The organism is Streptomyces sp. Ag109_O5-10 (assembly GCF_900105755.1).
Taxonomy (GTDB): Bacteria; Actinomycetota; Actinomycetes; order Streptomycetales; family Streptomycetaceae; genus Streptomyces.
Genome location: NZ_FNTQ01000001.1, coordinates 4,629,808 through 4,655,766 on the forward strand (window position 1 = coordinate 4,629,808; position 25,959 = coordinate 4,655,766).

23 protein-coding genes and 1 tRNA gene are annotated in these 25,959 nt (G+C 72.8%); 5 read left to right on the forward strand and 19 right to left on the reverse strand.

Going from position 1 to position 25,959, the window contains the following annotated elements:
* Position 1: 1 nt before the first annotated feature.
* The 6 genes from BLW82_RS21150 to pdhA all read right to left on the reverse strand — a co-directional run bounded on the left by BLW82_RS21150 (position 2) and on the right by pdhA (position 7,062).
* Complete coding sequence (locus BLW82_RS21150) at positions 2–1,108, reverse strand: potassium channel family protein (RefSeq protein WP_093508180.1); 1,107 nt, start codon at positions 1,106–1,108, stop codon at positions 2–4.
* Positions 1,096–2,493: a molybdopterin molybdotransferase MoeA gene (locus BLW82_RS21155; RefSeq protein ID WP_093500726.1), complete on the reverse strand. Its 1,398-nt coding sequence runs from the start codon at positions 2,491–2,493 to the stop codon at positions 1,096–1,098. Before BLW82_RS21155 ends, BLW82_RS21150 begins: the two co-directional genes overlap by 13 nt.
* Complete coding sequence (locus BLW82_RS21160) at positions 2,490–3,389, reverse strand: NTP transferase domain-containing protein (RefSeq protein ID WP_093500728.1); 900 nt, start codon at positions 3,387–3,389, stop codon at positions 2,490–2,492. The genes BLW82_RS21155 and BLW82_RS21160 overlap by 4 nt, the downstream gene beginning before the upstream one ends.
* Before the next feature lie 165 nt (positions 3,390–3,554).
* Positions 3,555–4,916 carry a dihydrolipoamide acetyltransferase family protein gene (locus BLW82_RS21165; protein WP_093500730.1) on the reverse strand — a complete coding sequence of 454 codons (1,362 nt, stop codon included), beginning with the start codon at positions 4,914–4,916 and terminating at the stop codon, positions 3,555–3,557.
* Positions 4,916–5,920, reverse strand: a complete 1,005-nt coding sequence (locus BLW82_RS21170) for an alpha-ketoacid dehydrogenase subunit beta (RefSeq protein ID WP_093500732.1) — start codon at positions 5,918–5,920, stop codon at positions 4,916–4,918. The genes BLW82_RS21165 and BLW82_RS21170 overlap by 1 nt, the downstream gene beginning before the upstream one ends.
* Entirely contained in the window at positions 5,917–7,062 is a 1,146-nt protein-coding gene (gene pdhA, locus BLW82_RS21175) for a pyruvate dehydrogenase (acetyl-transferring) E1 component subunit alpha (RefSeq protein ID WP_093500734.1), read from the reverse strand. The genes BLW82_RS21170 and pdhA overlap by 4 nt, the downstream gene beginning before the upstream one ends.
* A 175-nt stretch (positions 7,063–7,237) precedes the next feature.
* Between pdhA and BLW82_RS21180 the strand changes: the two genes are divergently transcribed.
* Positions 7,238–7,741: an Lrp/AsnC family transcriptional regulator gene (locus tag BLW82_RS21180; RefSeq protein WP_371131369.1), complete on the forward strand. Its 504-nt coding sequence runs from the start codon at positions 7,238–7,240 to the stop codon at positions 7,739–7,741.
* A 12-nt stretch (positions 7,742–7,753) separates the two neighbouring features.
* On the opposite strand, the gene BLW82_RS21185 is transcribed toward BLW82_RS21180, so the two are convergent.
* Positions 7,754–8,341 (reverse strand): TetR/AcrR family transcriptional regulator, encoded by a 588-nt coding sequence (locus BLW82_RS21185; protein WP_093500738.1) that lies wholly within the window; start codon positions 8,339–8,341, stop codon positions 7,754–7,756.
* On the reverse strand, positions 8,338–9,852 hold the full coding sequence (locus tag BLW82_RS21190; RefSeq protein ID WP_093500740.1) for a 3-hydroxyacyl-CoA dehydrogenase: 1,515 nt from the start codon (positions 9,850–9,852) through the stop codon (positions 8,338–8,340). Before BLW82_RS21190 ends, BLW82_RS21185 begins: the two co-directional genes overlap by 4 nt.
* A gap of 149 nt (positions 9,853–10,001) precedes the next feature.
* On the opposite strand from BLW82_RS21190, the gene paaN reads away from it, so the two are divergent.
* On the forward strand, positions 10,002–11,693 hold the full coding sequence (paaN, locus tag BLW82_RS21195) for a phenylacetic acid degradation protein PaaN (RefSeq protein WP_093500742.1): 1,692 nt from the start codon (positions 10,002–10,004) through the stop codon (positions 11,691–11,693).
* 77 nt (positions 11,694–11,770) lie between these two features.
* Here paaN and BLW82_RS43410 read toward each other — a convergent pair whose 3' ends face one another.
* The 5 genes from BLW82_RS43410 to pepN all read right to left on the reverse strand — a co-directional run bounded on the left by BLW82_RS43410 (position 11,771) and on the right by pepN (position 17,682).
* Positions 11,771–11,980, reverse strand: coding sequence for a hypothetical protein (locus BLW82_RS43410; RefSeq protein ID WP_143063704.1), 210 nt, complete (start codon positions 11,978–11,980; stop codon positions 11,771–11,773).
* 138 nt (positions 11,981–12,118) lie between these two features.
* A complete protein-coding gene (locus BLW82_RS21200; RefSeq protein WP_093500744.1) occupies positions 12,119–12,853 on the reverse strand; it encodes a TrmH family RNA methyltransferase in 735 nt (244 codons plus the stop codon).
* Positions 12,850–14,061: an HTTM domain-containing protein gene (locus BLW82_RS21205; protein ID WP_093500746.1), complete on the reverse strand. Its 1,212-nt coding sequence runs from the start codon at positions 14,059–14,061 to the stop codon at positions 12,850–12,852. The genes BLW82_RS21200 and BLW82_RS21205 overlap by 4 nt, the downstream gene beginning before the upstream one ends.
* The gene (locus BLW82_RS21210; protein ID WP_093508181.1) at positions 14,058–14,864 is read right to left on the reverse strand and encodes a DUF5819 family protein; all 807 of its coding nucleotides are present in this window, start codon (positions 14,862–14,864) and stop codon (positions 14,058–14,060) included. The genes BLW82_RS21205 and BLW82_RS21210 overlap by 4 nt, the downstream gene beginning before the upstream one ends.
* Before the next feature lie 382 nt (positions 14,865–15,246).
* Positions 15,247–17,682 carry an aminopeptidase N gene (pepN, locus tag BLW82_RS21215; RefSeq protein ID WP_093500748.1) on the reverse strand — a complete coding sequence of 812 codons (2,436 nt, stop codon included), beginning with the start codon at positions 17,680–17,682 and terminating at the stop codon, positions 15,247–15,249.
* A 161-nt stretch (positions 17,683–17,843) separates the two neighbouring features.
* Here pepN and BLW82_RS21220 point away from each other — a divergent pair, with 161 nt between their 5' ends.
* Positions 17,844–19,022: an acyl-CoA dehydrogenase family protein gene (locus tag BLW82_RS21220; RefSeq protein ID WP_093500750.1), complete on the forward strand. Its 1,179-nt coding sequence runs from the start codon at positions 17,844–17,846 to the stop codon at positions 19,020–19,022.
* A gap of 104 nt (positions 19,023–19,126) precedes the next feature.
* On the opposite strand, the gene BLW82_RS21225 is transcribed toward BLW82_RS21220, so the two are convergent.
* The 6 genes from BLW82_RS21225 to BLW82_RS21250 form a co-directional block, all read right to left on the reverse strand.
* Positions 19,127–19,456 carry a rhodanese-like domain-containing protein gene (locus BLW82_RS21225; protein WP_093508182.1) on the reverse strand — a complete coding sequence of 110 codons (330 nt, stop codon included), beginning with the start codon at positions 19,454–19,456 and terminating at the stop codon, positions 19,127–19,129.
* Positions 19,457–19,505: 49 nt separating this feature from the next.
* Complete coding sequence (locus tag BLW82_RS21230; protein WP_093500751.1) at positions 19,506–20,318, reverse strand: hypothetical protein; 813 nt, start codon at positions 20,316–20,318, stop codon at positions 19,506–19,508.
* Between the two features lie 9 nt (positions 20,319–20,327).
* Positions 20,328–20,807 (reverse strand): hypothetical protein, encoded by a 480-nt coding sequence (locus tag BLW82_RS21235; RefSeq protein WP_093500753.1) that lies wholly within the window; start codon positions 20,805–20,807, stop codon positions 20,328–20,330.
* A gap of 121 nt (positions 20,808–20,928) precedes the next feature.
* On the reverse strand, positions 20,929–22,392 hold the full coding sequence (locus BLW82_RS21240) for a DUF2252 domain-containing protein (protein WP_093500755.1): 1,464 nt from the start codon (positions 22,390–22,392) through the stop codon (positions 20,929–20,931).
* 436 nt (positions 22,393–22,828) lie between these two features.
* Positions 22,829–23,758: an NAD(P)H-binding protein gene (locus BLW82_RS21245; RefSeq protein ID WP_093500757.1), complete on the reverse strand. Its 930-nt coding sequence runs from the start codon at positions 23,756–23,758 to the stop codon at positions 22,829–22,831.
* Positions 23,759–24,012: 254 nt separating this feature from the next.
* Positions 24,013–24,096: transfer RNA gene (locus BLW82_RS21250), tRNA-Leu, on the reverse strand.
* Positions 24,097–24,515: 419 nt separating this feature from the next.
* On the opposite strand from BLW82_RS21250, the gene BLW82_RS21255 reads away from it, so the two are divergent.
* Together BLW82_RS21255 and BLW82_RS21260 are read left to right on the forward strand one after the other, a co-directional pair.
* A complete protein-coding gene (locus tag BLW82_RS21255; RefSeq protein WP_093500759.1) occupies positions 24,516–25,385 on the forward strand; it encodes an FhaA domain-containing protein in 870 nt (289 codons plus the stop codon).
* Between the two features lie 10 nt (positions 25,386–25,395).
* On the forward strand, positions 25,396–25,920 hold the full coding sequence (locus tag BLW82_RS21260; RefSeq protein WP_093500760.1) for an FHA domain-containing protein FhaB/FipA: 525 nt from the start codon (positions 25,396–25,398) through the stop codon (positions 25,918–25,920).
* Positions 25,921–25,959 lie beyond the last annotated feature (39 nt).

The following is a 25,959-nucleotide window of genomic DNA, read 5'->3' on the forward strand; positions in this document are numbered from 1 at the left end:
GTCAGGCGCGGGGCAGCGGCCGTACGTCCGGGGCGACCCGGCCGCCCGGCGAGGCCCGCACGATCGTGATCAGCCGGTCCGTCGCCTCGATGGTGCCGACGGTCGGATCGTCGTAGCCGAGCACCCGGTGGCCGCGTACGACGCTCACCACCAGGTCGGCCGTCTCCCGTGGCGTCCTGCCGACCTCGGCCTTGACCGCGGGGCGTTCCACGAGGTCCAGGCCGCTGCCCTGCTGGATGAGGTCCTCCATGACCATGCCGGCGGCCGGGCTGAGCACGGACAGCCCGAGCAGCCGTCCGGCCGCGCTCGCGCTGGTGATGACGGCGTCGGCACCGGACTGCTTGAGCAGCGGCGCGTTCTCCTCCTCGCGGACCGCGGCCACGATCTTCGCGGCCTTGTTGAGCTGCCGGGCCGTCAGGGTCACCAGCACGGCCGTGTCGTCACGCTGGGTCGCGATGATGATCTGCCGTGCGCGCTGCACCTCGGCCCGCCTCAGCACCTCGCTGCGGGTCGCGTCGCCCATGACCCCCGCGTATCCCTCGGCGGTGGCCGCCTCGATCACCTTGGAGCTCGGGTCGACCACCACCACCTGCTCCTTGTTCAGCCCGGTCGCACAGACGGTCTGGATCGCCGACCGCCCCTTCGTCCCGAACCCGACGACGACGGTGTGGTCCCGCAAGGCCGACCTCCAGCGGTTGAGCCGCCATTCCTCCCGGGTGCGTTCGGTGAGGACTTCGAGCGTGGTGCCGACCAGGATGATCAGGAACAGCACACGCAGGGGCGTGATGACGAAGATGTTGGTGAGCCGCGCACTGTCGCTGACCGGGGTGATGTCGCCGTAGCCCGTGGTGGAGAGGGTGACGGTGGCGTAGTAGAAGGCGTCGAGAAGGTCCACCGAGCGGTCGGAGTTGTCGGTGTAGCCGTCACGGTCGGCGTAGACGATCACCGCGGTGGCGACCAGCACCAGCAGGGCCATGAAGACTCGCTTGGCGACCTGGCGGATCGGGCGCTCCACCACCCTCGTCGGGAGTTTCACCCGATGGGTCACCAGGTGTTCGTCCGCCTGGCGGGCGATGACGTCGTGGCCGGGAAGTTTCACGTGAAACAGACTCCGATGCCCGCGGTCGCCCACGGCAGATCGAGGAGTTCCGTCTCCGCGCCCTGTTGTGCTCCGCCCGGTGCCACGACCGCGAGCGCGTCGGCGGCGGCGATGCCGCGGAGCATGGCCGGGCCGTTGTAGTGCAGCGGGACCGCGGTGTCGCCCCGCAGGACGACCGGGATGAGCCGGGTGTCGTACGGGTGCCCGTGCGCCGCCTCCGCCAGGGGCACGGTGTACGGCTCCGGTGCCGGGTGGGCGGCGAGGGTGCGCAGCAGGGGTTCGGCGAGGGTGAGCAGGCCGGAGACGGCCGCCAGGGGGTTGCCGGGGAGACCGACGAGGTGCTGGTTCTCCTTGGTGCGGGCCAGCAGCATGGGGTGGCCCGGCCGCACCCTGACGCCGTCGACGAGGAGTTCGGCGCCGATGCGTTCCAGGGTGGGGTGGATGTGGTCGACCGGGCCGGACGCGGTGCCGCCCGTGGTGACCACCAGGTCGGCCGTCGACGAGGTGATCGCCTTGCGCAGGGCCTTGGCGTCGTCGCCGAGCCGGCGGACGGCGGTGACCTCGGCGCCGAGCGCGCGCAGCCAGGGCGGGAGCATCGGGCCGAGCGCGTCCCTGATCAGTCCGTCGTGCGGGAGTCCTTCGGTGAGCAACTCGTCGCCCAGGATCAGGACTTCGGCGCGGGGGCGCGGGACGACGGTGACGGTGTCGTATCCGGCGGCTGCGGCGAGGCCGAGGACGGGCGGGGTGACCAGGGTGCCGACGGGCAGCAACTGGTCGCCGCTGCGGCACTCCTGGCCGCGTGGGCGGATGTCCTGGCCGTGCACCACCTCGCGGGTGGGGTGCAGTCGGCCCTGAACGTCGAGACGGCCGTGCTCGCTGCGCAGCACCGCGGTGGTGTCCGCCGGAATCCGGGCGCCGGTGGCGATGCGGACCGCCTCGCCGTCGGTGAGCGGCTCGGGCTGCGCGTGCCCGGCCAGCACGCCTTCCTCACGTACGTCCCAGGGACCGGGGCCGGCGACCGCCCAGCCGTCCATCGCGGAGGTGTCGAAGGAGGGCAGGTCGGTGAGCGCGTCCAGTGGGGCGGCGAGGGTCAGGCCGAGGGCGTCGGCCAGCGGTACCGGGACGGGGGCGCGGCGGGCTCCGGACCGGGTCACGGCCCGGGCGGCGCGGGCGGCGGTCTCTCGTGCCTGGGGCCAGGGGGTGGCGCGGTGGCGGTGGGCCGAGTGACCGCCGTGCCCGTGCTCGCCGTGCGCGCCGGGCGCCGCGGCCGCGTCCGGGCCGTGCTCCCTGGGGTCTCGGGGCTCTCTCACGAGGGCGAGTGCCTCCTCGACGTAGAGATCGTCGTCGGTGTCCGTGGCGGCGGGGGTGCCGGACCGGGTGCCGCGGGCGGTCACCGGCCGGGTCCGGGGGCCGGGTCGCCGGGGCCCGGCCCGTCGGTGGCGGCATCGGCCTCTTCCGCCCAGCGCAGGGCCAGCGCGGCGGCCTTGTGGGCCGCCTCGGCGACCGCCTCGGGGCCGCCCTTGCCCTGTGCGGCCGCGTAGCCGACGAGGAAGGTGGTCAGCGGGGCGGCAGGGCGGTCCACGCCGTGCGCTGCGTCCCTGGCCAGGTCGAGCAGAAGGCGGATGTCGACGTCCAGGTCGATGCCCAGTTCGTCCTTGACTGCGGAGATCCATTCATCCAACACGTGCCCATGCTCCCTGATGCGTGCCCTGGCGTCGGCGATGTCGTCCCAGGTGTCGCAGTCGAAGGACGCGAGGGGGTCCGGGACGCGGGTGAGGTTCAGTGCGGCGGTCAGGCGCCGCAGGGGAAGGCCGGTGAGGCCGTTGCCGCCGTCTCCGGCCAGGGCCGAGAGGGCGTGGCGGAGTGCGGTGGTGCGGTAGGCCGCGACGAGCGGCTGGTCCCGGCCGTCGGCGTCGGTGAGCAGGGCGCCGTCCGCGGCGGTCGTGTGCAGGGCCGCCAACAGGCGCTCGACGGCCGCCTCTTCGAGGAACGGGAGGTCTGCGGAGAGTACGACCGCGCGGTCGGCGGTGATGTGCCGCAGACCGGCGTCGAGGGCGGCGACCGGGCCGCCGCCCGGCGGCTCCTCGCGGGTCCAGTGGACCGCGCGGGAGGTGGGGCGGGGGGCCGCCACGACGACCGTCCGGCGGGCGCCGGCGCAGGCCGCGAGGACGCGGTCGAGAAGGGGGCGGCCGCCCACCCGGACGGCGGGCTTGTCGGCTCCGCCGAGGCGTCTCGCGGCGCCGCCTGCCAGCACGATCGCGTCGTAGGGGGGTCGGTCGGTGGCGGTCACCTTTCGAGTATGGGGGGCGTTCTGATCACGGGGAACCGATGGGAGGGGTGGGATCTACAGGGTGTGAGGCTGTGCGCCTGAGGGGCGGGGTGCGGCGGCCGTGCGCGGGTGCGGGTTGTGTGTGGCTGGTCGCGCAGTTCCTTCCGCCCCTTTGGGCAGGGGTGCTCACAGTGTCCTGAGGAGGACCGTCGGCTGTTCTACGCAGTCGGCCACGTAACGCAGGAACCCTCCCGCCGTGCCGCCGTCGCAGACCCTGTGGTCGAAGGTCAGGGAGAGCTGGACGACCTGGCGGACCGCCAGTTCGCCCTCGTGGACCCAGGGTTTCGGGGTGATGCGACCCACACCCAGCATGGCTGCCTCGGGGTGGTTGAGGATCGGGGTGGAGCCGTCCACGCCGAAGACGCCGTAGTTGTTGAGGGTGAAGGTGCCGCCGGTGAGGTCCGTGGGGGTGAGCGTGCCGGCGTGGGCCGACTCGGTCAGGCGGGCGAACTCCGCGGTCAGGGACTCGGCGTCGCGGGTGTGGGCGTCGCGGACGACGGGGACGACGAGGCCACGGTCGGTCTGGGCGGCGAAGCCCAGGTGGACGTGGTCGAGTTGGACGATCTCGCGGGCCTCGACGTCGACGTAGGAGTTCAGTTCGGGGTGACGGGCCAGGGCGGCGGTGCAGATCCGGGCGAGGAGCGCGAGGAGGGAGATCCTCGGGCTCGCCGCCGCGTTCATCGCGGTGCGGGCACGCATCAGCTCGGTCGCGTCGGCGTCCACCCAGCAGGTCGCGTCGGGGATCTCCCGGCGGCTGCGGGAGAGCTTGTCGGCGACCGCGCCCCGGATGCCCTTGAGGGGGACACGGGTGCCCGCGGGGGCGTTGGAGGTCGTGGCCGGGGCCTTGGGGGCGGGAGCGGCGGCCCGGGCCGCGCTGACCCGCAGGGCGTCCTCCACGTCGGCGCGCAGGATCAGGCCGTCGGGGCCCGAGCCGGACAGCCTGCGCAGGTCCAGGTCGTTGTCCCGGGCGAGGCGGCGGACCAGGGGGGAGATCACCGGGACGGGGCCCTCGGTGAGCGCAGTGGACGGGGCCGGCGGGGCGGGCACCCGGGTGTGGGAGGCCGTTCCCGCCTCGGTGAGGGCGGTGTGGGGCGCCGGTTCCCCGGTGCCGCCCCGGTCGGCCGTGCCGTTGGCCCGCTCCGGGGCGGTGCTGCGGACCCTGCGGCGGCGCGCCGGAGGCGTCCCCGTGCCGTATCCCACCAGGACGTTGCCGGAGCCCTCCGCCTCGGGGAGGGTGGTCGCCTCGCCGACGGCGACCGTCAGGAGCGGGGAGCCGACGGGCAGTTCGGTGCCCTCCTCACCGAAACGGGCGGTGACCACACCGCCGTAGGGGCAGGGAACCTCGACCATCGCCTTGGCCGTCTCGACCTCGACGACCGGCTGGTCGATCGCGACGACCTCACCGACCTGGACCAGCCAGGTCACGATCACCGCCTCGGTGAGCCCCTCCCCGAGGTCGGGCAGTTTGAACTCCAGCACCTGTGCCATCAGCCCTCGGCCTCCCACTGCAGACGCGCCACCGCGTCCAGGATGCGGTCCACGCCGGGCAGGTGGTGGCGCTCCAGCATCGGCGGCGGGTAGGGAATGTCGAACCCGGCCACGCGCAGCACCGGCGCCTCCAGGTGGTGGAAGCAGCGTTCGGTCACGCGTGCCGCGATCTCCCCTCCCGGTCCGCCGAACCCGCCCGACTCGTGTACGACGACCGCTCGCCCGGTGCGCCGTACGGAGGCGCAGACCGTCTCGTCGTCGAACGGCACCAGGGAGCGCAGGTCGACGACTTCCAGGTCCCAGCCCTCCGCCTGGGCGGCCTCGGCGGCTTCGAGGCAGACCGGTACGGACGGGCCGTAGGTGATGAGCGTGGCGCTGCGCCCGGTTCGGCGCACCACCGCGCGGCCGATGGGTTCAACGTCCGTCGGGTGCTCGGGGTTCCAGGTGTCCTTGGACCAGTACAGGCGCTTGGGTTCGAGGAAGACGACCGGGTCGTCGGAGGCGATGGACCGGCGCAGCAGGCCGTAGGCGTCGGCGACGGTGGCCGGAGTGACGACGTGCAGGCCGGGGGTGGCCATGTAGTAGGCCTCGGAGGAGTCGCTGTGGTGCTCGACGCCGCCGATGCCGCCGCCGTAGGGGATGCGGACGGTGATCGGGAGGGGCATCCGGCCGCGGGTGCGGTTGCGCATCCGGGAGACGTGGCTGATGGTCTGTTCGAAGGCGGGGTAGGCGAAGGCGTCGAACTGCATCTCCACTACCGGGCGCAGCCCGTACATGGCCATGCCGACCGCGGTGCCGAGGATGCCGGCCTCCGCGAGGGGGGTGTCGGTGCAGCGGGTCTCGCCGAACTCCTTGGCGAGACCGTCGGTGACCCGGAAGACCCCGCCGAGGGTGCCGACGTCCTCGCCCATGACGTGCACGGCGGGGTCGGCGGCCATGGCGTCCCGGAGCGCGCGGGTGAGCGCCTGCGCCATGGTGGCGGGCTTGACGGCGACGGTCGTCATCGCGGCCCGCCTTCCTGGTCCTGCTGCTCGGCGTCCAGCTCGGCGCGGAGCAGGGCACGCTGTTCGCGCAGTTGTGTGGTGGTCTCGGCGTACACCTGGTCGAAGAGGTGCATGGGGTCGAGGACGGGGTCGCGGTTCATGCGCTCGCGCAGGTCGGCGGCCATGGTCTCGGCGTCCTCGCGGGTGCGGCCCGCGAAGGCCTCGTCGAGCAGTCCGCGGTCGGTCAGCTCGCGCTCGAGGAGCAGGATCGGGTCGTGGTCGCGCCAGGCGTCGACCTCGGTGTCGCCGCGGTAGCGGGTGGCGTCGTCGGCGTTGGTGTGGGCGTCGATCCGGTAGGTGATCGCCTCGACCAGGGTCGGGCCGCCGCCCTCGCGCGCGTGCCGTACGGCGTCGGCGAGGACCTCGTGCACGGCGGCCGCGTCGTTGCCGTCGACCAAGCGGCCCGGCATGCCGTATCCGACGGCCTTGTGGGCCAGGGAGGGCGCGGCGGTCTGCTTGGCGAGCGGGACGGAGATGGCGAAGCCGTTGTTCTGGACCAGGAAGACGACCGGGGCCTGCCAGACGGCGGCGAAGTTCAGCGCCTCGTGGAAGTCGCCCTCGCTGGTGCCGCCGTCGCCGACCATGGCGAGCGCGACCACGTCGTCGCCCTTGAGGCGGGCCGCGTGGGCGAGGCCGACGGCGTGCGGGAGCTGGGTGGCGAGGGGGGTGGAGAGGGGGGCCACGCGGTGGGCGTAGGGGTCGTAGCCGGTGTGCCAGTCCCCGCGCAGCAGGGTGAGCGCCTCGACGGGGTCCACGCCGCGGGCGACCACCGCGAGGGTGTCCCGGTAGCTGGGGAAGAGCCAGTCGCGTTCTTCGAGGGCGAGCGCGGCGGCGACCTCGCAGGCCTCCTGGCCGGTGCTGGAGGGGTAGACGGCGAGACGGCCCTGCTTGGTGAGGGCGGTCGCCTGGGCGTTGTACCTGCGGCCACGCACGAGCTGGGTGTACAGCCGGCGCAGCAGCTCGGGGTCGGCCTTGGCGGCCGCCTCCGTTCCGAGAACGCGGTACGGGCGCTCGTCGGGCAGCAGCGGCGCGGGGTCCGTCCGGGGCTGCCAGGCGGGCGGCGGCGACGGGCGGTACGCGCCGCGCTGCTCCATGACCGTCATGACGGCACCTCCTTGTGGGGGTGGCTACGGGAGACGGATCGCCTGTGACCCGTCCCACCTACCGATTGTTCGGTCGTCGGCACATTTTGGCTACAGGCACCTTCAGGCTGTGGACAAACGGTTCTCCACAACCTGGAATGAACGCAGTACGTCCATGGTAGGGAGGTGGGGGGACATGGCATCTGAACAAATGGCCGAGGGCCCGCAGGACCAGGCGGCGCTGCCACCCGCGCGCCCGCTGGACGCCATCGATCAGGACATCCTGCAGATCCTGCAGGCGGACGGCCGGGCGTCGATACGCTCGGTCGCCGAACGCGTCCATGTCTCGCGCGCCAACGCCTACGCGCGTATCAACCGGCTCGTCGAGGACGGGGTGATCCGCGGTTTCGGCGCCCGGGTGGACCATGAGCGGGCCGGCCAGGGCACCTCGGCGTACATCACGCTGAAGATCGTCCAGAACAGCTGGCGGACCGTGCGCGAGCAGCTGCGGCAGCTGCCCGGCGCCTCCCACATCGCCCTGGTGGGCGGTGACTTCGACGTCCTGCTCCTGGTGCACACGCCCGACAACCGCGCTCTGCGCGAGCTCGTGCTCACCCGCCTCCAGGCCATCCCCGAGGTGCTCAGCACCCGCACCCTGCTGGTGTTCGAGGAGGAGGACCTGGAGCCGGAGGACAGCTGAGGACGGATGACGTCAGTGCGCGCGCAGGCCGGAGAAGACCAGCCGCACGACCGCGTCGGAGACCTCGCGCTCGCTCTCGCCGCGGCTGTCCGGTCGGTACCACTCCACGATCGAGTTGACCATGCCGAAGACCAGCCGGGTCGCCAGGCGCACCTCGACGTCGCCGCGTATGTCGCCCTCGGCGGCGGCCGCCTTCAGCAGGTCGGCCACCCGGTGGTCGAAGTCCCGGCGCCGCTCCAGCGCCCACCGCTCGGTGCCGGTGTTGCCGCGCACCCGCAGCAGCAGCGTCACGTACGGCAGTTCGGTGATCAGCACCTCGACCATGCGCCGCACGACGTGCTCCAGGCGGTCGGCGGCCGGGCCCACGCGCGCGTGCTCCTCGTCGAGGATCGCGAACAGGCCGTCCAGGGCCCGGCTGACCGCGCGGCGCAGCAGCTCCTCCTTGCCGGCGACGTGGTGGTAGATCGACGACTTGGAGATGCCGGCCGCCTTGGAGAGGTGCTCCATGGAGGTGCCGTCGTAGCCGCGCTCGTTGAAGACCTGGACGGCCACCGAGAGCAGGGTCTCGGGGGTGTAGGTGTCGCGCTTCGCGGTGGTCATGAGGCGCCCTCCCGCTTCTCGGTGGCGTAGGCGTGCCGGTAGAGCGCGAGGGAGGGCGCGTAGCGGCCGCTCGGATCGCGCAGGTGGAGGTCGTCGAGGAGGTCGTAGGCGAAGTCGCGGCCGAGGCGGCGGCTCCATTCGAACGGGCCGAGCGGGTAGTTGACGCCCAGGCGCATCGCGGTGTCGATGTCCTCCTCGGTGGCGACGCCCTTGGCGACGGCGTCGTGCGCGAGGTCGACGATCCGGGCGACCGTGCGGGCGACGATCATCCCGGGCACGTCGCCGATGACGCTGACCTGCTTGCCGAGCGCCTGGAAGAGGCCGATCGCCTCACCGAGGGTCTGGGGCAGGGTGTCGTGGCCGGCGGACAGGGCGATACGGGTGGCACGGCGGTAGTCGAGGGCCAGGTCGAAGTAGACGACGTCCCGGAACTCCACCGAGGTCTGGCCGTCGGCGAGGGCCAGCTGGCCGCCGCTGGGCAGGACCAGGCGGGTGCCGTGGTCCTCGTCCTCCTCGCGGACCTGGATGCCGGCCTCGCGGATCATCGCGAGCAGTTCGCCCGCCGGGCCCAGGCCGCCCTCGGCGACGACGTAGGCGGGCCGGTCGGCGGGCTCGGCGGTGTGCGGTTCGGCGGGCTCGGCGTCGTCCGCGTAGTCGTACCAGCCGTGCCCGGTCTTGCGGCCGAGCCTGCCGGACTCGACCAGCCGGCGCTGCGCCAGGGAGGGCGCGAAGCGGACGTCCTGGAAGAACGCCTGCCACACGGAGTGCGTGACGGATTCGTTGACGTCCTGGCCGATCAGGTCGGTCAGTTCGAAGGCGCCCATCCGGAAGCCGCCGCACTCGCGCAGCACCGCGTCGATGGTGGCCGGGTCGGCGGCCTGCGCCTCGTAGACCGCGAAGGCCTCGGCGTAGAAGGGCCGTGCGATGCGGTTGACGATGAAGCCCGGGGTGTCCGCGCAGGCCACCGGCGTCTTGCCCCAGGAGCGGGCGGTCTCGAACGCGCGCGTGGCCGACGTGACGTCGGTCGCGAACCCGGAGACGACCTCCACCAGCGGCAGCAGCGGGGCCGGGTTGAAGAAGTGCAGGCCGACCAGGCGGGAGGCGTTGCGCAGCGCGCCGCCGATGGCCGTCACCGAGAGGGAGGAGGTGTTGGTGGCGAGCAGACAGTCCTCGCCGACGATGTCCTCCAGGGCCCGGAACAGCTCCTGTTTGGCCTCCAGCCGCTCCAGGACGGCCTCCACGACCAGCGTGCAGTCGGCGAACTCGGTGAGCTCGCCGGCCGGCAGCAGCCGGGCGCGGGCGGCGTCCCGGGCGGCGGCCGTCATCCGGTCCTTCGCGACGAGTCGGTCGAGGCGGGCGACGATCGCCGCGGCCGCCTCCCCGGCCCGCCCGGGGACGGTGTCATACAGCCGGACGGGATGGCCCGCGACGAGTGCGACCTGGGCGATGCCCTGGCCCATGGTGCCGGTGCCGACGACTCCCACGGTGCTGCTGAGGTCGAGTGCTGTCATGTGCGCGATCCTCCCGCACGGGGTTCTCCACAGATGCGGCAGGCCCCCTTGTCCCGACCGATCGTTCGGTTACTCTAACTCTGTCCGGCCGTTTCCGCCCAGGTCATGAGCTTCAAGGGGAAGCTCATCAGACGAGGAGTTGGTCCCGCATGACCGCCGAACTCACCGTGCACGAGCTGATCGCCAAGCACCGGCCCACGCTTGACCAGGCGCTGGAGGCGATCCGCACGCGCGCGTACTGGTCCCCCCACCCCGAGCACCCCAAGGCCTACGGCGAGCACGGCAGCCTGGACGCGGCGGTCGGCAAGGCCGCCTTCGACGCCCTCCTCGGCACCCGTATCGACCTCGGCCAGCCCGGTACCGACGACTGGACCGGCGGCGAGGTCTCCCCGTACGGCATCGAGCTGGGCGTGACCTACCCGCATGCCGACGTCGACACACTGCTGCCGGCGATGCGGGCGGGGCAGCGCGCGTGGCGCGACGCGGGCGCGGAGGCGCGCGCGGTGGTGTGTCTGGAGATCCTCAAGCGGATCAGCGACCGGACGCACGAGTTCGCACACGCGGTCATGCACACCAGCGGCCAGGCGTTCATGATGGCGTTCCAGGCGGGTGGTCCGCACGCCCAGGACCGCGGCCTGGAGGCGGTGGCCTACTCCTACGCGGAGCAGGTCCGCACCCCCGACACGGCCGAGTGGAGCAAGCCGCAGGGCAAGCGCGACCCGCTCGCGCTCACGAAGACCTTCACGCCGGTCCCGCGCGGCGTCGCGCTGGTCATCGGCTGCAACACGTTCCCGACGTGGAACGGCTACCCGGGCCTGTTCGCCTCCCTCGCCACCGGCAACGCGGTCCTCGTGAAGCCGCACCCGCGCGCCGTGCTGCCGCTCGCCCTCACCGTCCAGGTCGCCCGCCAGGTCCTCGCCGAGGCCGGCTTCGACCCGAACCTGGTGGCGCTGGCGACGGAGCACCCCGGCGAGGGCATCGCCAAGACGCTCGCGACCCGCCCCGAGATCAAGATCATCGACTACACCGGTTCGACGGCCTTCGGCGACTGGCTGGAGGCCAACGCCCGGCAGGCGCAGGTGTACACCGAAAAGGCCGGTGTCAACACGGTCCTGATCGAGTCCACCGGCAACTACAAGGGCATGCTCGCCAACCTGGCCTTCTCGCTCTCCCTCTACAGCGGCCAGATGTGCACCACCCCGCAGAACCTGCTGATCCCCCGCGACGGCATCCGCACCGACGAAGGCCCGAAGACCTACGAGGAGGTGGTCGCCGACATCGCCCGCGCGGTGGACGGTCTGCTCGGCGACGACACCCGGGCCAACGCGCTGCTCGGTGCCATCGTCAACCCCGACGTCAAGGCCCGCCTGGAGGCCGCCGCCGGGCTCGGCGAGGTCGCCCTCGCCTCCCGCGAGATCGCCAACCCCGAGTTCCCGGGCGCGGTCGTGCGCACGCCGGTGATCGTGAAGCTGGACGGTGCCAAGCCGGACGACGAGGCCGCCTACATGAGCGAGTGCTTCGGCCCGGTCTCCTTCGCCGTCGCCGTCGACTCCGCCGCCGACGCGGTGGAACTGCTGCGGCGCACGGTCCGCGACAAGGGCGCGATGACCGTCGGCGCGTACACGGTCGACGCCGACGTGGAGCGCGCGGTGGAGGAGGTCTGCCTGGAGGAGGCGGCCCAGCTGTCGCTGAACCTGGTGGGCGGGGTGTACGTCAACCAGACCGCCGCCTTCTCCGACTTCCACGGCTCGGGCGGCAACCCGGCGGCCAACGCCGCCCTGTGCGACGGGGCGTTCGTGGCGAACCGGTTCCGGGTGATCGAGGTGCGCCGGGAGGCGTAGGAGAGGCCGCCCGGAGCGCGCGATCGGCCGACGTCAGCAGCGGCGCGGGCGAGCACCAGGGGCGCGACCGGCCGACATCAGCAGCGGGCGCCGGACAGGAGCGGACGCAGGAGCACCCGCACCCGCGGCAGCGGCAGCGGCAGCGGCAGCGGCAGCGGCAGCGGCAGCGGCAGCGGCAGCGGCAGCGGCAGCGGCCGACGTTTCCGGCGGGCATCGGTTGCTGTCCTGGCCGCGTCGATTCGCCGGTCGCCGCCATCTCTTCGGCCGCCACCACGGTGCTCCGCCACCACGGTGGTGGTCGGCGCGGTGTCGGGCCCGGCGGTGCCGCCGTTGAGGCGGGCGGTTGTGGGCCGGTGCGGCCCCGTCGGGGCTGGTCGCGCGGTTCCCCGCGCCCCTGACGGGGCGCCTGCGCCCAGCCAGCCCTCTTACAGGGCACTCCAGTGGTACAAGGTCATCGCCACGCTCGTCGCCAGGTTGTAGCTGCTCACCTGAGGGCGCATCGGCAGCCGCAGCAAGTGGTCGGCTCGCGCCCGGAGGTCGGCCGAGAGCCCCGCCCGCTCCGAGCCGAAGGCGAGGATCGCGTCGTCGGGGAGTTTCAGCCCCCTGATGTCCTCGCCCTCCGGATCGAGTGCGTACAGCGGGCCCTCAGGCAGCTCGGGCACCGCCAGGCGTTCCACCGCCGTGGCGAAGTGGAGGCCCGCGCCGCCGCGAACGACCGTCGGGTGCCAGGGGTCGAGGGTGCCGGTCGTGATGACGCCGGTCGCCCCGAAGCCCGCCGCGAGGCGGATCACCGCGCCCGCGTTGCCGAGGTTGCGCGGCTCGTCGAGGACCACGACCGGGGCCGCGCGCGGGAGCCGGGCCAGCTCGCGCAGGTTGGCCTCGCGGGACGGGCGTACCGCCAGTGCGGCCACGGCCGTGGGGTGCGGGCGCGGGACGAGGGACGCGTACGTCCGCGCGGGCACCTCCGTCAGCAGCACGGCCAGTGCCTCCCGTACGTCCGGCGCCAACTCGCCCGCCAGGGCCAGCGTCGCCCCCCGGTCCGCCGTGACCGCCACCGGCACCTCCGCGCCGAAGCGCAGCGCGTGCTTGAGGGCGTGGAAGCCGTCGAGGAGAACGGCCGAGCCGGCCAGCCGCGCCCAGTGGTCCAGGGGGTCGGTCATGCCCCGAAGCCTACGCGGGGCTGTTCGTCGGGCTCCGGTGAGCGCTGGACGGGCAGTTCCGGGGCGGTCCGACGGAGGACGCGGTCACGTGCGCGTGCCGCCCAGCCGCCGACCCGGTGCAGGAAGGACGTCGGCAGGAAGACGGAGTCCGCCGCGATCATGGCCAGCGAGAAGAAGGGCAGGCCGAGCACGACCGCGATCACCGCGTGCTCGGTCATCATCGCGGCCAGCAGCACGTTCTTCACCCGCCGGTTGAACAGGGTGAACGGGAAGGCGACCTGCACGATGACCGTCCCGTAGGTCACCAGCATCACCATCGTGCCGTTGGCGGACAGCAGGTCGGCGAGGGCCGGCCAGGGCGAGAAGTAGTCCAGGTGGAGCGGGTAGTAGACGGCGGTGCCGTCCTGCCAGCGGGAGCCCTGGATCTTGTACCAGCCGGCGGTGGCGTAGATCAGGCAGGCCTCGGCCATGATCACGAACACGGCGCCGTTGTGCAGGATGTTGGCGATGACGTCGAGCAGGACGCGGGGCTCGGACGTGCGCCCCCGGCGGTCGGCCGCCCACCACAGGGCGGTGCCCGCCCAGGTCGCCCACAGCACGGCCGGGACCAGCCAGCCGCCTCCGGTACGGCCGGTGACGGCCGCGGCGAGCAGGACGAGACCCGACACCGCCCACAGGACGGGGCCCACCAGGTCGGGGGCCACGCGCTCGCCACGCGCGCGTGCGGCGCCGGCTCGTGCCGCCCGGCGCGCGTCCAGGGACCACACCTGGCCGCAGCGCGTGAACACCAGGTAGAAGGACATCAGGTGCAGCACGTTGTCGCCGCCGTCGCCCACGAAGACGCTGCGGTTCTGCAGGGACAGCACGCCGACCATGAAGAACAGGGATGTGGCCCGGGTCCGCCAGCCCACCAGCAGCAGCGCACCGGCGACGACGGCGAGGAAGTAGAAGACCTCGAAGAAGGCGTTGCTGTCGGAGGTCAGCAGCGCCGTGAAGGCGTGGTTGTCGGCGGTCAGCTGCCGGGCGAGGTCGAAGCTCCAGGTGGCGTGGGGGCCGTACAGCTCCTGGCGGTGCGGGTACTCGCGCAGCAGGAAGAGCAGCCAGGTGGCGGCGAAGCCGATGCGGACCACGGCCGTCTGGTACGGGCCGAGCGCGGCCTCGGTGACCCGGGCGATGGCGCGGGACAGGCACAGGGCGAGACGGTTCACCGCACACCGCCGTTCGCTTCGTCCGCGGTGACCGTCCACCAGGGCAGCTCCCGGTAGACGGGTGTGTCGGAGACCTTCTCGCCGCTCCAGTGCGGCGGGGTCACGTTGGTGGTGCTCGACCGTACCTGCACGCGCTCGATGGTGCCCTTCTCGCTCGTGGCGTCCCCCTTGTACATGCGCATCACGACGATCCGGCGCAGGTACTGCTCGGACAGGGAACCGCGCAGGCCGATCGGGCGGTTGTCGGTGCCGTGCGTGGAGGTGAAGAAGTCCCAGGCCCGGCGCAGTTCGTTCTGCACGGTGTGGCTGGGCACCAGGCTGCCGTCGATGGCCCGGCCGTCCTGTGCGGACAGGTCGTTCCAGCCGGTGGTGGTCGTGGTGCCGTCCGGCATCAGCACATCGGCGCGCACCTGCACGGAGATGTTCTGCTGCAGCGGGTTCGGCGCGAAGAGCTTCCAGTTCTGCTCGAACTCCGGGTACACCCAGTCCTCGATCGCCGTGCCGTGCTGCTTGCTCACCGTGTTCGCCGGTGCCACGCTCAGGAACACCATGCCGAGGTGCACGCAGGCGGTGACCGCGACCAGGGCGAGGGCGAGAGCCGCGCCGATCTGGTAGCGGGGCGACAGGGCGGCGACGCCGGTACGGGGGACGGCGGCGGGCTCCGGCGGAAGGGCTGCACCCGAGGGCGGCTGCTCCGGAGGGGCGGGACGGTCCGCTGGGGCGGGCTCCGGCTCGGCACGCGTCCCGCTCGGGGCGTCCGGCCCGTGCCGGGCGTCCACGCCCTCGTCGTACGCGTCGTCCATACCGCCCCGTTCCCCGATTCCCCAGGCCGTCCGGGCGGCCCCGATCCGGCCGCGCGGTGTGCCGCTGCCCGGCACTCGCACGGAACGGTACTCAGCACCGGCCACCGGGCGCAGCCCCGGGGCGGAGGCCGACGGCGTGGCCATCACCACTCCGGGCACGGCCGCCGGCCCTTCCGATCCGGGGCACCGGGGTACCCGACCCGCGATCAGCCCAGGTCATAGGGCGTCCGGGCCCGTCCGGCGACCGCGCCTCCGCGAGTTTTCCACAGGCCGCCCCGGAGGTTTTCCACAAGGGTTGATCGTCGACACGGGCCCGGCGACCATGGGTTGGGCGGGAACCGAACGATCGGACGGGACGCCGGCCGGGCTGCCCCGCCCGCGGTCAGGCGTTCGCGACCCGGGCACGGAGCATGCGCCGGACCGCGTCCGAGCGTTCCAGAAGGGTGTTGCGGACGACGGGGGAGGCGTCCCCGGCCGCCTGACGGACCCTCTCGATGTACTCGGCATCGACGGCATACGGCGGGAAGAGTTGGGAGGTGTAGGTCATCGCCGGGATCATGCCGCCCTGGTGCAGGTCCGGGACCATCGCCAGGTAGCGCTCGGCGTAGGGGGCGAGCAAGGCGTCCTGGCCGGGGCGCCAGAAGGCGGCCGCCACCGCGGAGACCGCCGCGACCGGGACCTCGCGGTCCACGGCCAGCCGCTGCCAGACCTCGGCCTTCGCGGCCGGACCGGGGAGGGCGGCCCGGACGGTGAGGGCGCGAACCCAGGCGTCGGGGTCGGTGTCGCGTTCGAGCAGGGCGGCGGACTCGGCGGTGACGTCGCCGCCGAGTTCGGCCTCGCGGACGAGGGTGCGCCAGCGCAGGTCGACGTCGTCGCCGGCCTGCTCGCGGAGCCAGGCCAGGTCCTCGGCGCCGGTCGCGGTGCGGGCGAGGCCGCGCAGGGCGACCTGGCGGCGGCCCGGGTCGGCGGCCAGCCGTCGGCAGGCCGCGGCCACGGCCTCGGTCAGCGCGGGACGTTCGGCGGCCGGTGCCCAGAGTTCGGCGATGTTGGTGACGAGCGTGAGGTAGGGCTCGATCACGGCGTCGGACGTCTCGGCCGTGAGGACCGCGGTGAGGCAGCGGCCGGCCTCGGCCGCCGTGGCCTCGCCAGCCGTGAGCATGTCCCAGACGGTGGCGGCGGCCACGCCCCGCGAGATCGCGGTGGGCAGCAGGCCCGCCGCGCGGAAGAGGGTCTCCCGGGCGGTGGGGTCCGGGCGGGTGGTCGCGAAGGTGAGGTCGTCGTCGTTGACGAGGAGGAGGTCGGACGTGGCGGGAAGGCCGGTGACCGGGGTGCGGGCCTCGGTGACCTCGACGCGGACCAGTGCGGTCCGTTCCAGGGCGTCGCCGGCGCGGTCGTACGCGCCGACCGCGAGGACCTGGGGGCGCGGGCTGCCGTCCGCGAGCAGGGTGACGGTGTCGCCGTCGCGCTCCAGGGTGAAGCGGTCGGTGCCCGCGGTCTCCAGCCAGGCCTTGCGCCAGCCGGTCAGATCGCGGCCACTGGCCTCGGCGAGGGCGTCCATCAGGTCCTGGAGGGTGGTGGTGCCCCAGGCGTGACGGGCGAAGTAGGCGGCCATGCCGGTGCGGAAACGGTCCTCGCCGACGTAGGTCATCAGCTGAAGGAGGACGGAGGCGCCCTTGGGGTAGGTGATGTTGTCGAAGATCGACGCGGCCTGGGCGACGTCGTGGATGGGCTGGTGGATCGGGTGCGAGACCGGGCCCTGGTCGGAGAGGTACGCCTTGACCTTGCCGTTGAGCAGGTGGCCCGCCCATGCGTCGGTGTGGCGGGTGGCGCCCTCGGCGGCCCAGTGGCAGGCGAACTCGGCGAAGGCCTCGTTCAGCCAGAGGTCGTCCCACCAGCGCATGGTGACGATGTTGCCGAACCACATGTGCGCCATCTCGTGCAGCAGCACCACCGCGAGCACCTCGCGCTCGGCGGGGGTCGGCTCGGCCCTCCGCAGGAAGGCGTCCGACCAGGTCACGCAGCCGTAGTTCTCCATCGCGCCGCCGAACTCGGGCATGAACACCTGGTCGTACCTGCGCTGCGGGAACGGCATCGCGAAGGCCTCCGCGTAGAAGGCGAGGCCCTGCCGGGTGAGGGTGAGGATGTCGTCGGCGTCGCGTTCCAGGACCTCGGCGAGCGAACGGCGCGCGTAGATGCCGAGGTCGTGGCCGTCGGCCTCACGGCGGATCCCGTGGAAGGGGCCGGCGTTGACGACGGTGTTGTACACGGACAGCGGCGGGGTGTCCGGGAAGCTCCAGCGGCGGGCCGCGCCCTGCTCCTCGATCCGCGGGTCACCGGAGTTGCTGAGGACGGTCCAGGCGGCCGGGGCCGTGACGGTGAAGGCGTGCGGGGCCTTGAGGTCGGGCTGGTCGAAGCAGGCCCAGACGAACCGGGCCTCGTCGGGCTCGAAGCTCGTCCACACGTACACCTCTCCGTCGGCCGGGTCGGTGGCCTTGTGCACGCCCGCGCCGGTGGCGGTGTCGGACTGGACGCTCTCGACGCGCAGCACGTTGTGCGCGGCCAGGCCGGGCAGCGGGATCCGTCCGTCGCCGGAGGGGGTGAGGGGGCTGCCGTTCAGGGTGGCGGCGCGCACCTCGGCCGCGCAGTCGACGAAGGTCTCCGCACCCGGCTCGGAACAGCCGAAGGTGACCGTGGAGACGCAGCGGATCTCCGGCCCGGCGGGCAGAGCGGTTAGGTCGATGTCGATGTCGTACCGCTCGACCGTGATCAGTGCGGCCCGGTGCTCGGCCTCGGTGCGGGTCAGGCTTCGGATCCCCATGTGTCCTCCCTCGTGTGTCCGTCCCCCGTCGGCGGAGAGCGGCCGTCAGCCTACGACGGGAGGAGCCGGTGATCGCAGGGATTTTGGGTTCCCTTCTTCTAGAACCTGTTCTATCTTGACGGACCGTCAGATCAGCGGGGACCCGCCGGGAGGACAGGACCGTGGACTTCACCTTCACCGAGGAGCAGTTGGCGGCGGCCGAGGCGGCGCGTGGGGTGTTCGCGGGGGTGGCGCCGGACGCGGTGCCGAGCCCCGCGCTGACCACCGGCGCCGTGGCCGAGCACTTCGACCGGGAGCTGTGGGACCGGCTGGCGGCCGCCGATCTGCTGAGTCTGCTGCTGGGCGAGGAGTACGGCGGCGCCGGTCTGGACGCCATCGCGCTGTGCCTGGTGTTGCGGGAGTCGGCGAAGGTGCTGGCCAGGGTGCCGTTGCTGGAGCACAGCGCGGCCCTGGCGACCGTGCAGAGGTACGGGTCGGCGGAGTTGCGGGACCGGCTGGCGGCGCGGGCCGGGCGGGGCGAGCTGGTGCTGAGCGTCGCCGCGAGCGGACGCACCGGGCACGACCCGGCCGAGCTGGCGGTGACCGCACGGCGGGACGGCGACACGTGGGTGCTGGACGGCGTGCAGACGGCGGTGCCGTGGGCGTACGACTCCGGTCTCGTCGTCGTACCGGCGCGCACCGAGGCGGACCGGAGCGTGCTGGCGCTGGTGGCACCGGGCGGCGAAGGGGCCGAAGGCTCCGCTGCCGAAGGCGCGGGCTCGGGCTCGGCCGGGGTGACGGTCGCCGGGCAGGTGTCGACCAGTGGGGAACGGCTCGGGGAGCTGCGGCTGGAGTCGGCGCGGGTCGCGGCGCGGGACGTGGTGATGGCGGACGGGGCCTGGGAGTGGCTGCGGCAGCTGCTGGTGACCGGAACGTGCGCGCTGGCGCTCGGGGTGGGTGAGCGGGTGCTGCGGATGACCGGCGAGTACGCCGGCAGGCGGGAGCAGTTCGGGCATCCCATCGCCACGTTCCAGGCGGTGGCCGTGCAGGCCGCGGACCGGTACATCGACCTGCGGGCGATGGAGGCGACGCTGTGGCAGGCGGCGTGGCGGATCGCCTCGGGGGCGGCCGGGGCGCTGCCGGCGGCCGGGGACGTGGCGGTGGCGAAGATCTGGGCGGCCGAGGGGGTGCGGCGGGTGGTGCAGACCGCGCAGCACCTGCACGGGGGGTTCGGGGCCGACACGGAGTATGCGCTGCACCGGTACCACGCGTGGGCGAAGCAGATCGAGCTGGCGCTCGGGGGGGCCGGGGTTCACGAGGAGGCGCTGGGGGATCTGCTCGCCGCGCATCCACTGGGGTAGTGGACGGAGAAGGGGGCGTTCGGGCGCGTGTGATCCGCGGGTAGGTGAGGGCTGGTCGCGCGGTGCCCCGCGCCCCTTACGGGGCGCTGCACCGCGGGTTCCTCTCAGATGACGAAGCCCGGTTCGCCACTGTCCGTGACTACCTCGCGGCCCGCTGCCTGCCACACCTGCATGCCGCCGTCGACGTTCACGGCGTCGACGCCCTGCTGGACCAGGTACATCGTGACCTGGGCCGAGCGGCCGCCGGAGCGGCAGATGACGTGGACGCGGGCGTCCTGGGGAGCCGCCTCGGTGAGCTCGCCGTAGCGGGCCACGAAGTCGCTGATCGGGATGTGCAGGGCACCGGCCGCGTGGCCCGCCTGCCACTCGTCGTCCTCGCGGACGTCCAGCAGGAAGTCGCCGTCCTTGAGGTCCGCGACCTCGACCGTGGGCACACGCGCTGCGAAGTTCATGTCCCCGACGCTACCCGACCGGAGTGAAGGGCTACTCCTGGGTCAGCAGGGCCGCCAGTTCCGCCTCGCGTTCGGTCACGTCCTTGCGGAGCCGCTCGGCGATCTCGTCGAGAAGACCGTCGGGGTCGTCGGGGGCCAGGCGGAGCAGGCCGGCGATGGGGCCGTTCTCCAGCTCCTTGGCGACCAGGCCGAGCAGCTCCTTGCGCTGCGAGAGCCATTCCAGGCGGGCGTACAGCTCCTCGGCCCGGCTCGGCCTGCGCTCCGGCGGGACCGGGCCGGCCGCCCACTCCTCGGCCAGCTCGCGCAGCAGGGCCTCGTCGCCGCGGGCGTAGGCCGCGTTGACCCGGCTGAGGAACTCCTCGCGCCGCTCCTGCTCGGCCTCGTCCTGCACCAGGTCGGGGTGGGCCTTGCGAGCCAGCTCGCGGTAGAGCCGACGGGCCTCCTCGCTGGGGCGGACCCGCTGCGGCGGCCGGACCTCCTGCTCGGTGAGCATCGCGACGGCCTCCGGGAACAGGCCGTCGCTGTCCATCCAGCCGTGCAGCAGCTCCTCGACACCGGGGATGGGCAGGACCCGGGCGCGGGCCTCCTCGGCGGCGCGGATGTCCTCGGGGTCGCCGGTACGGGCGGCCTTGGCCTCGGCGATCCGCGCGTCCAGCTCCTCGATGCGGAGGTAGAGGGGGCCGAGCTTCTGTTCGTGCAGGCGGGAGAAGTTCTCCACCTCGACGCGGAAGGTCTCGACCGCGATCTCGTACTCGATCAACGCCTGCTCGGCGGCCCGTACGGCCTGCTCCAGCCGTTCCTCGGGCCGCGGTGCCTGGGACTGCTCAGCTTCCGGGGTCGTCACCCGACCAGCCTAGGGCCTGTCGTCGCCGTCGGTGGCCGGGACCCACTCGGCGACCAGATCAGTGCAGGCCACGACGAGGGTGGCCGGGCGGCAGGCCAGCTCGTGGGTGCAGCCGCCGGGGTGCGGGAGGATCTCGTCGAGGATCACCTCGCCGAGCGAGGTGAGGTCGCAGGCGCCCAGGATGTCCGTCTGGAAGCGGGAGACGCCCGTGTAGCGGACGACCAGGTCCTCGTCGTGCTTGTGGCGGTCGTGACGGAAGCGGATCTCCATGCCGGCGGGGGCCGTGCGGCGCATGTCCACCGGGCGCAGGTCCTTCACGCAGCGGCGCCCGTCGAACTCGTAGTGGCGCGGGTCGGTGGCGAAGGCGCGGGCGCCGGGCGGCAGGCCGTCGGCGAGTTCCGGCAGCCGCGCCAGGTAGGGGCCGGGGTCGATGGAGACCGCGGCCGCGCCCTCGCCTTTCGCACCGTCGCTTATTTCGACGTACTTCACATCGGCACCTCTCGGCACATCGGCGCCTCTCGGCACATCAGTACCTCTGGGCAAAGCGGCACCTCTCGGCACATCCGCACCCTCCGGAACACCGGAGGCCGCGAGCCGTGGATCACGCAGATCACACCCCGAGCTCCGCCGCTATCCGGCCCGCCCGCACCGCGGTCACCAGTTCCTCGTGGTCCGCCTCCGTGCGGTCGGCGTAGGTCACCGCGAAGGCGGCGATCGCCTCGTCCAGCTCCTCGTTCTTGCCGCAGTAGCCGGCGATCAGGCGCGGGTCGGCGCTGTGCGAGTGGGCGCGGGCCAGCAGGGCGCCGGTCATCCTGCCGTAGTCGTCGATCTGGTCGGCGGACAGGGCGGCGGGGTCGACGCTGCCCTTGCGGTTGCGGAACTGGCGGACCTGGAACGGGCGGCCGTCCACCGTGGTCCAGCCGAGCAGGATGTCGCTGACCACCTGCATCCGCTTCTGGCCGAGGACCACCCGGCGGCCCTCGTGGTCGACGGCCGGCGTCTCGAAACCGGCCGTCGCGAGATGGGGGACGAGCGCGGACGGGCGGGCCTCCTTGACCTGGAGGATCAGCGGCTCGCCGCGGTGGTCGAGGAGGAGGACGACGTAGGAGCGGGTGCCGACGCTGCCGGTGCCGACGATCCGGAAGGCGACGTCGTGCGGGGTGTGCCGGGCGAGCAGCGGGTGGCGGTCCTCGGAGAGCGTGGTCACGTAGTGCTCCAGGGCGGCGGTGACCGCCTCCGCCTCCGCGTCCGGGACCCGGCGCAGCACCGGCACGGCGTCCACGAAGCGGCGGCCGCCGTCCTCGGTGGGCTCGGTGGAGCGGGCCGCGAACCGGCCGCTGGTGTTGGCGCGGGCCTTCTCCGAGACCCGGCGCAGGGTGCCGATCATGTCGTGGGCGTCGGAGTGGGAGACCAGTTCCTCGTCCGCGATCGCGTTCCACGCGTCCAGGACCGGGAGCTTGGCCAGCAGGCGCATGGTGCGGCGGTAGGCGCCGGCCGCGTCGCCGGCCGCCTTGCGGCACGTGTCCTCGTCGGCGCCCGCCTCCCGGCCGGCCAGCACCAGGGAGGCGGCGAGCCGCTTGAGGTCCCACTCCCAGGGACCGAGCGCCGTCTCGTCGAAGTCGTTCAGGTCGATGACGAGGTCGCCGCGCGGGTCGCCGTACAGGCCGAAGTTGGCCGCGTGGGCGTCGCCGCAGATCTGGGTGGCGATCCTGGTCGTCGGGGTGCGGGCCAGGTCGTGCGCCATCAGGCCGGCCGAGCCGCGCAGGAAGGCGAACGGGCTCGCCGCCATCCTGCCGACCCTTATCGGGACCAGCTCCGGGATGCGGTCGCGGTTGGACTCCTCGACCGCGCGGACCGCGTCGGGGCGGGAGCCGTCCAGGTCCAGGGCGTCGTGGCTGCGGCGCGGCACCGCCCAACGCAGCTTCTTGCCCTCCTCCTTGGGAGAGCCCTGCGAAGGCCACTGCGCGAACCCCTTCGGCGCGGGCAGTTTGCGCCCGCCGGCCGCCGTCGGCTCTTCCACTCCGGTCACGTCGACCGCCTCCCCCGTACTCCACGCACGCACACGCACGAACATCAACTCGTGGAGAAGCTACAGGCGGGGCCCGAAAGCCGTCAGACCCTGTGGATAACTTCGCGGCGATTCAGGGAGGTTGGCGCACCTTCGTCGTATATCCGCCCGCTCGTCTCCGGCCGGACCACGGGCCTCGACGACGGCTCGATCATCGTGAACCTCGATCATCGTGGACAAGGAGTGGGAGCGGCACACCGCCGGGCAGCGGGTTCGGGTGCGACTGGGCGACGGCACCCGTAAGACGACGCGCGTCGCGGCCGTACTGCGGACCGGGGGTGGGGTGGGGCGGTGCGGCCGCCAGGCTGCGGGAGGCGGGCCGGGCGGGCGGCGGACGGGTGCCCACCGCGGACCAGTGGGTCGCCGCCCCCCTCCGCAGACCGACCGGACCACCCGGCTCGGCTTCCACCTGGTCCTCGGCATCGCGCCGGTGTACACCGGCTCAGCGGCTGAACAACCCGGGGTTGCTGCGGACGAAATCGCCCACTCCCGCGGCGGGGCGCCCGGTGACCTCCTTCATGCCGTCCGCCTGGCGGTCGTAACGGCCGGCCGCGTGCAGGCGGGCCATGGTGGAGAGGTGCTGGAAGGCGTGGTCCGGCAGTCCCAGCGCTTTGAGATCGCCGTCGAGCCACTCCTGCAGCGGGACCTCGGTGCAGCCGACCGTGCGGTGCAGGGCATCGGAGATCTCCGCGGCCAGCGCGGCGGCGTCCTGGGACCGGGGACCGGTCAGCTCGTAGGTCCGGCCGATGTGCCGGGCCGGATCGGCCAGGATCTCCTCGACGACCGCGGCGACGTCACCGGCGGCGATCGGGGAGGTCTTCGCCTTGCCGAAGGGCCACCGGAGGGTGCCGCTCTCGCCGACCGACGAAAACACGGCCTGGAAGAGCGGGTTCTCCAAGAAGACGGTGGGCCTGACCTCGACCACGGGCAGTCCCGACCAGCCGAGAACCTGCTCGACCAGCCACTGCTGACGATGCTGATGCGACTCCGAGCCGCTGGTGGCGTCCATCTCGGAGACGGTCAGCTGCGACATGTTCACGAACGCCTCCAGCCCGCCGTAGGCGCGCGCGACCGTGGCCGTGGTCACCGCGGCCGGCAGGTACTCCGCGGAGACGGCCATGCCGAAGTACATCCGCCCGCAGCCGTCGAGGGCGTCGGCGACGTCACGGGGCCGCGTCAGATCCCCGACCACGACGTCAGCACCCGTCGCGCGCAGCGCCTGGGCACGGTCGTCGTCCCGGTGCACCAGAGCACGGACCCCGAGGCCCCGGCGCCGCAGCCCCTGGACGACCGTCCTGCCGACGGCCCCGACGCGGCCCGCCGCGCCGGTGACCAGGATGGGGCGCACGCCTGCTTCCGCGCTGTAGTCCATGGGGGCAGCCTGCGGTCGGCCCGACCGGGTCGCAACCGGGGGGTGAGATCCGCCCCCAGGCCCCGAGCCACCCCGGGTCTACCTCGCGACCCACCCGTGAGATAGCTCACGGGTGCGGCCCTCATGTGCCGCGACAGGTCCGTGCGATGCCTCACAGCCGACGGTTCGCCACCGGCGGGCACAGGACAACGAGAAACGGGCCCCCACCGTGACTTCCGTCACCGGAGGAGACCCGTTCCATCGGTATCTCTCTGTGCGCGAGGGGGGAGTTGAACCCCCACGCCCTTGCGGGCACTGGAACCTGAATCCAGCGCGTCTGCCTATTCCGCCACCCGCGCATTGGGTGTGTCTTCCGGCTTCAGCCCCGTTGTTTCCTTCGGGTTGGCCCCTTCCGACATCGAGAACACTAGCACGTGGGGCAGGGTGGGTTCACATCCCTTGTCTTGGGGCAGCGCTCACCTGGTGATCACGTACCGGGCGGTCTGCGGCCACGTATCAACCTCGTACCGGTCCAGCCCATCTGCCCAGGAGACGGATCGGGTCCACAGCCAGGTGCGGGACACTGGTCGTGGGCCACCTCTACGATCCATGGCAGAACGAGCGCCGATCCCGGGCACCAGACGCACGGGGAAGCACGCCGAGGAGTTCGAAGAGGGGACGCTGGGGGAACCGGCTGATTGCCGGGCGCGTAGATACGATCAGTGAGCGGTAACGGCAACGGCAGGCAGTACGGGCAAGGCGACAGAGGAGGTGCCCTGTGGGAGTCCTGAAGAAGTTCGAGCAGCGTCTCGAAGGTCTGGTCAACGGCACCTTCGCGAAGGTGTTCAAGTCCGAGGTCCAGCCCGTGGAGATCGCCGGCGCGCTGCAGCGCGAGTGCGACAACAACGCGACCATCTGGAACCGGGACCGGACCGTCGTACCCAACGACTTCATCGTGGAGCTGAGCGCGCCGGACTTCGAGCGGCTCAGCCCCTACTCCGGGCAGCTCGGCGACGAGCTCGCCGGGATGGTCCGCGACTACGCCAAGCAGCAGCGCTACACCTTCATGGGGCCGATCAAGGTCAACCTGGAGAAGGCCGACGACCTCGACACCGGCCTGTACCGGGTGCGCAGCCGCACGCTGGCCTCCTCCAGCAACCAGCAGGCCCCCGAGCGCGCCCCCGCGGGCGGTGCCCCGCAGCGCCCCGGTGGCTACGGCTACCCGCAGCAGAGCGCCGCCGCCCCGCCGATGCCGAGCGCCCCGCCGCCCGGCGCCCGCCCCGGCGGCTACGGATACCCGCAGCCGACCCAGCCGGCCGCCCAGCGGCCGCCCTCGGGTCCCGTCGGCGCCCCGGCACCCGGCGCCCGCACTCGCTACTGGATCGAGATCAACGGCACCCGCCATCAGATCTCCCGCGCGACGCTCGTGCTGGGCCGCAGCACCGAGGCCGACGTGCGGATCGACGACCCCGGCGTCTCCCGCCGGCACTGCGAGATCCGGACCGGTTCGCCCTCGACGATCCAGGATCTCGGGTCCACCAACGGCATCGTGGTGGACGGGCAGCACACCACCCGCGCTACGCTCCGCGACGGCTCGCGGATCGTCGTGGGCAGCACCACCATCATTTACCGGCAAGCCGAAGGGTGAAGCGGGGGCAATGTCAGAGCTGACCCTCACGGTCATGCGGCTGGGTTTCCTGGCCGTACTGTGGCTGTTCGTGATCGTGGCCGTGCAGGTCATCCGCAGCGACCTGTTCGGTACGCGCGTCACCCAGCGCGGATCGCGTAGGGAAGAAGGGCGCCGGCAGCAGCCCGCCGCCCGGCAGCAGGCCGCTCCCCCTCAGCAGCGCGGCCAGCAGCCCGCGGCCGGCGGCCGGCAGCGCCGCAACGCCCCCACCAAGCTGGTCGTCTCCGAGGGCACCCTCACCGGTACGACGGTCGCCCTCCAGGGCCAGACCATCACCCTCGGCCGCGCCCACGACTCGACGATCGTGCTGGACGACGACTACGCCTCCAGCCGGCATGCCAGGATCTACCCGGACCGCGACGGCCAGTGGATCGTCGAGGACCTCGGCTCGACCAACGGCACCTACCTGGACCGGTCCCGGCTGACGACTCCCACGCCGATCCCGCTGGGCGCGCCGATCCGCATCGGCAAAACCGTCATCGAGCTGCGGAAGTAGTGCTACATCATGGATAGGCGCGAGCGGAGCGAGCACGCA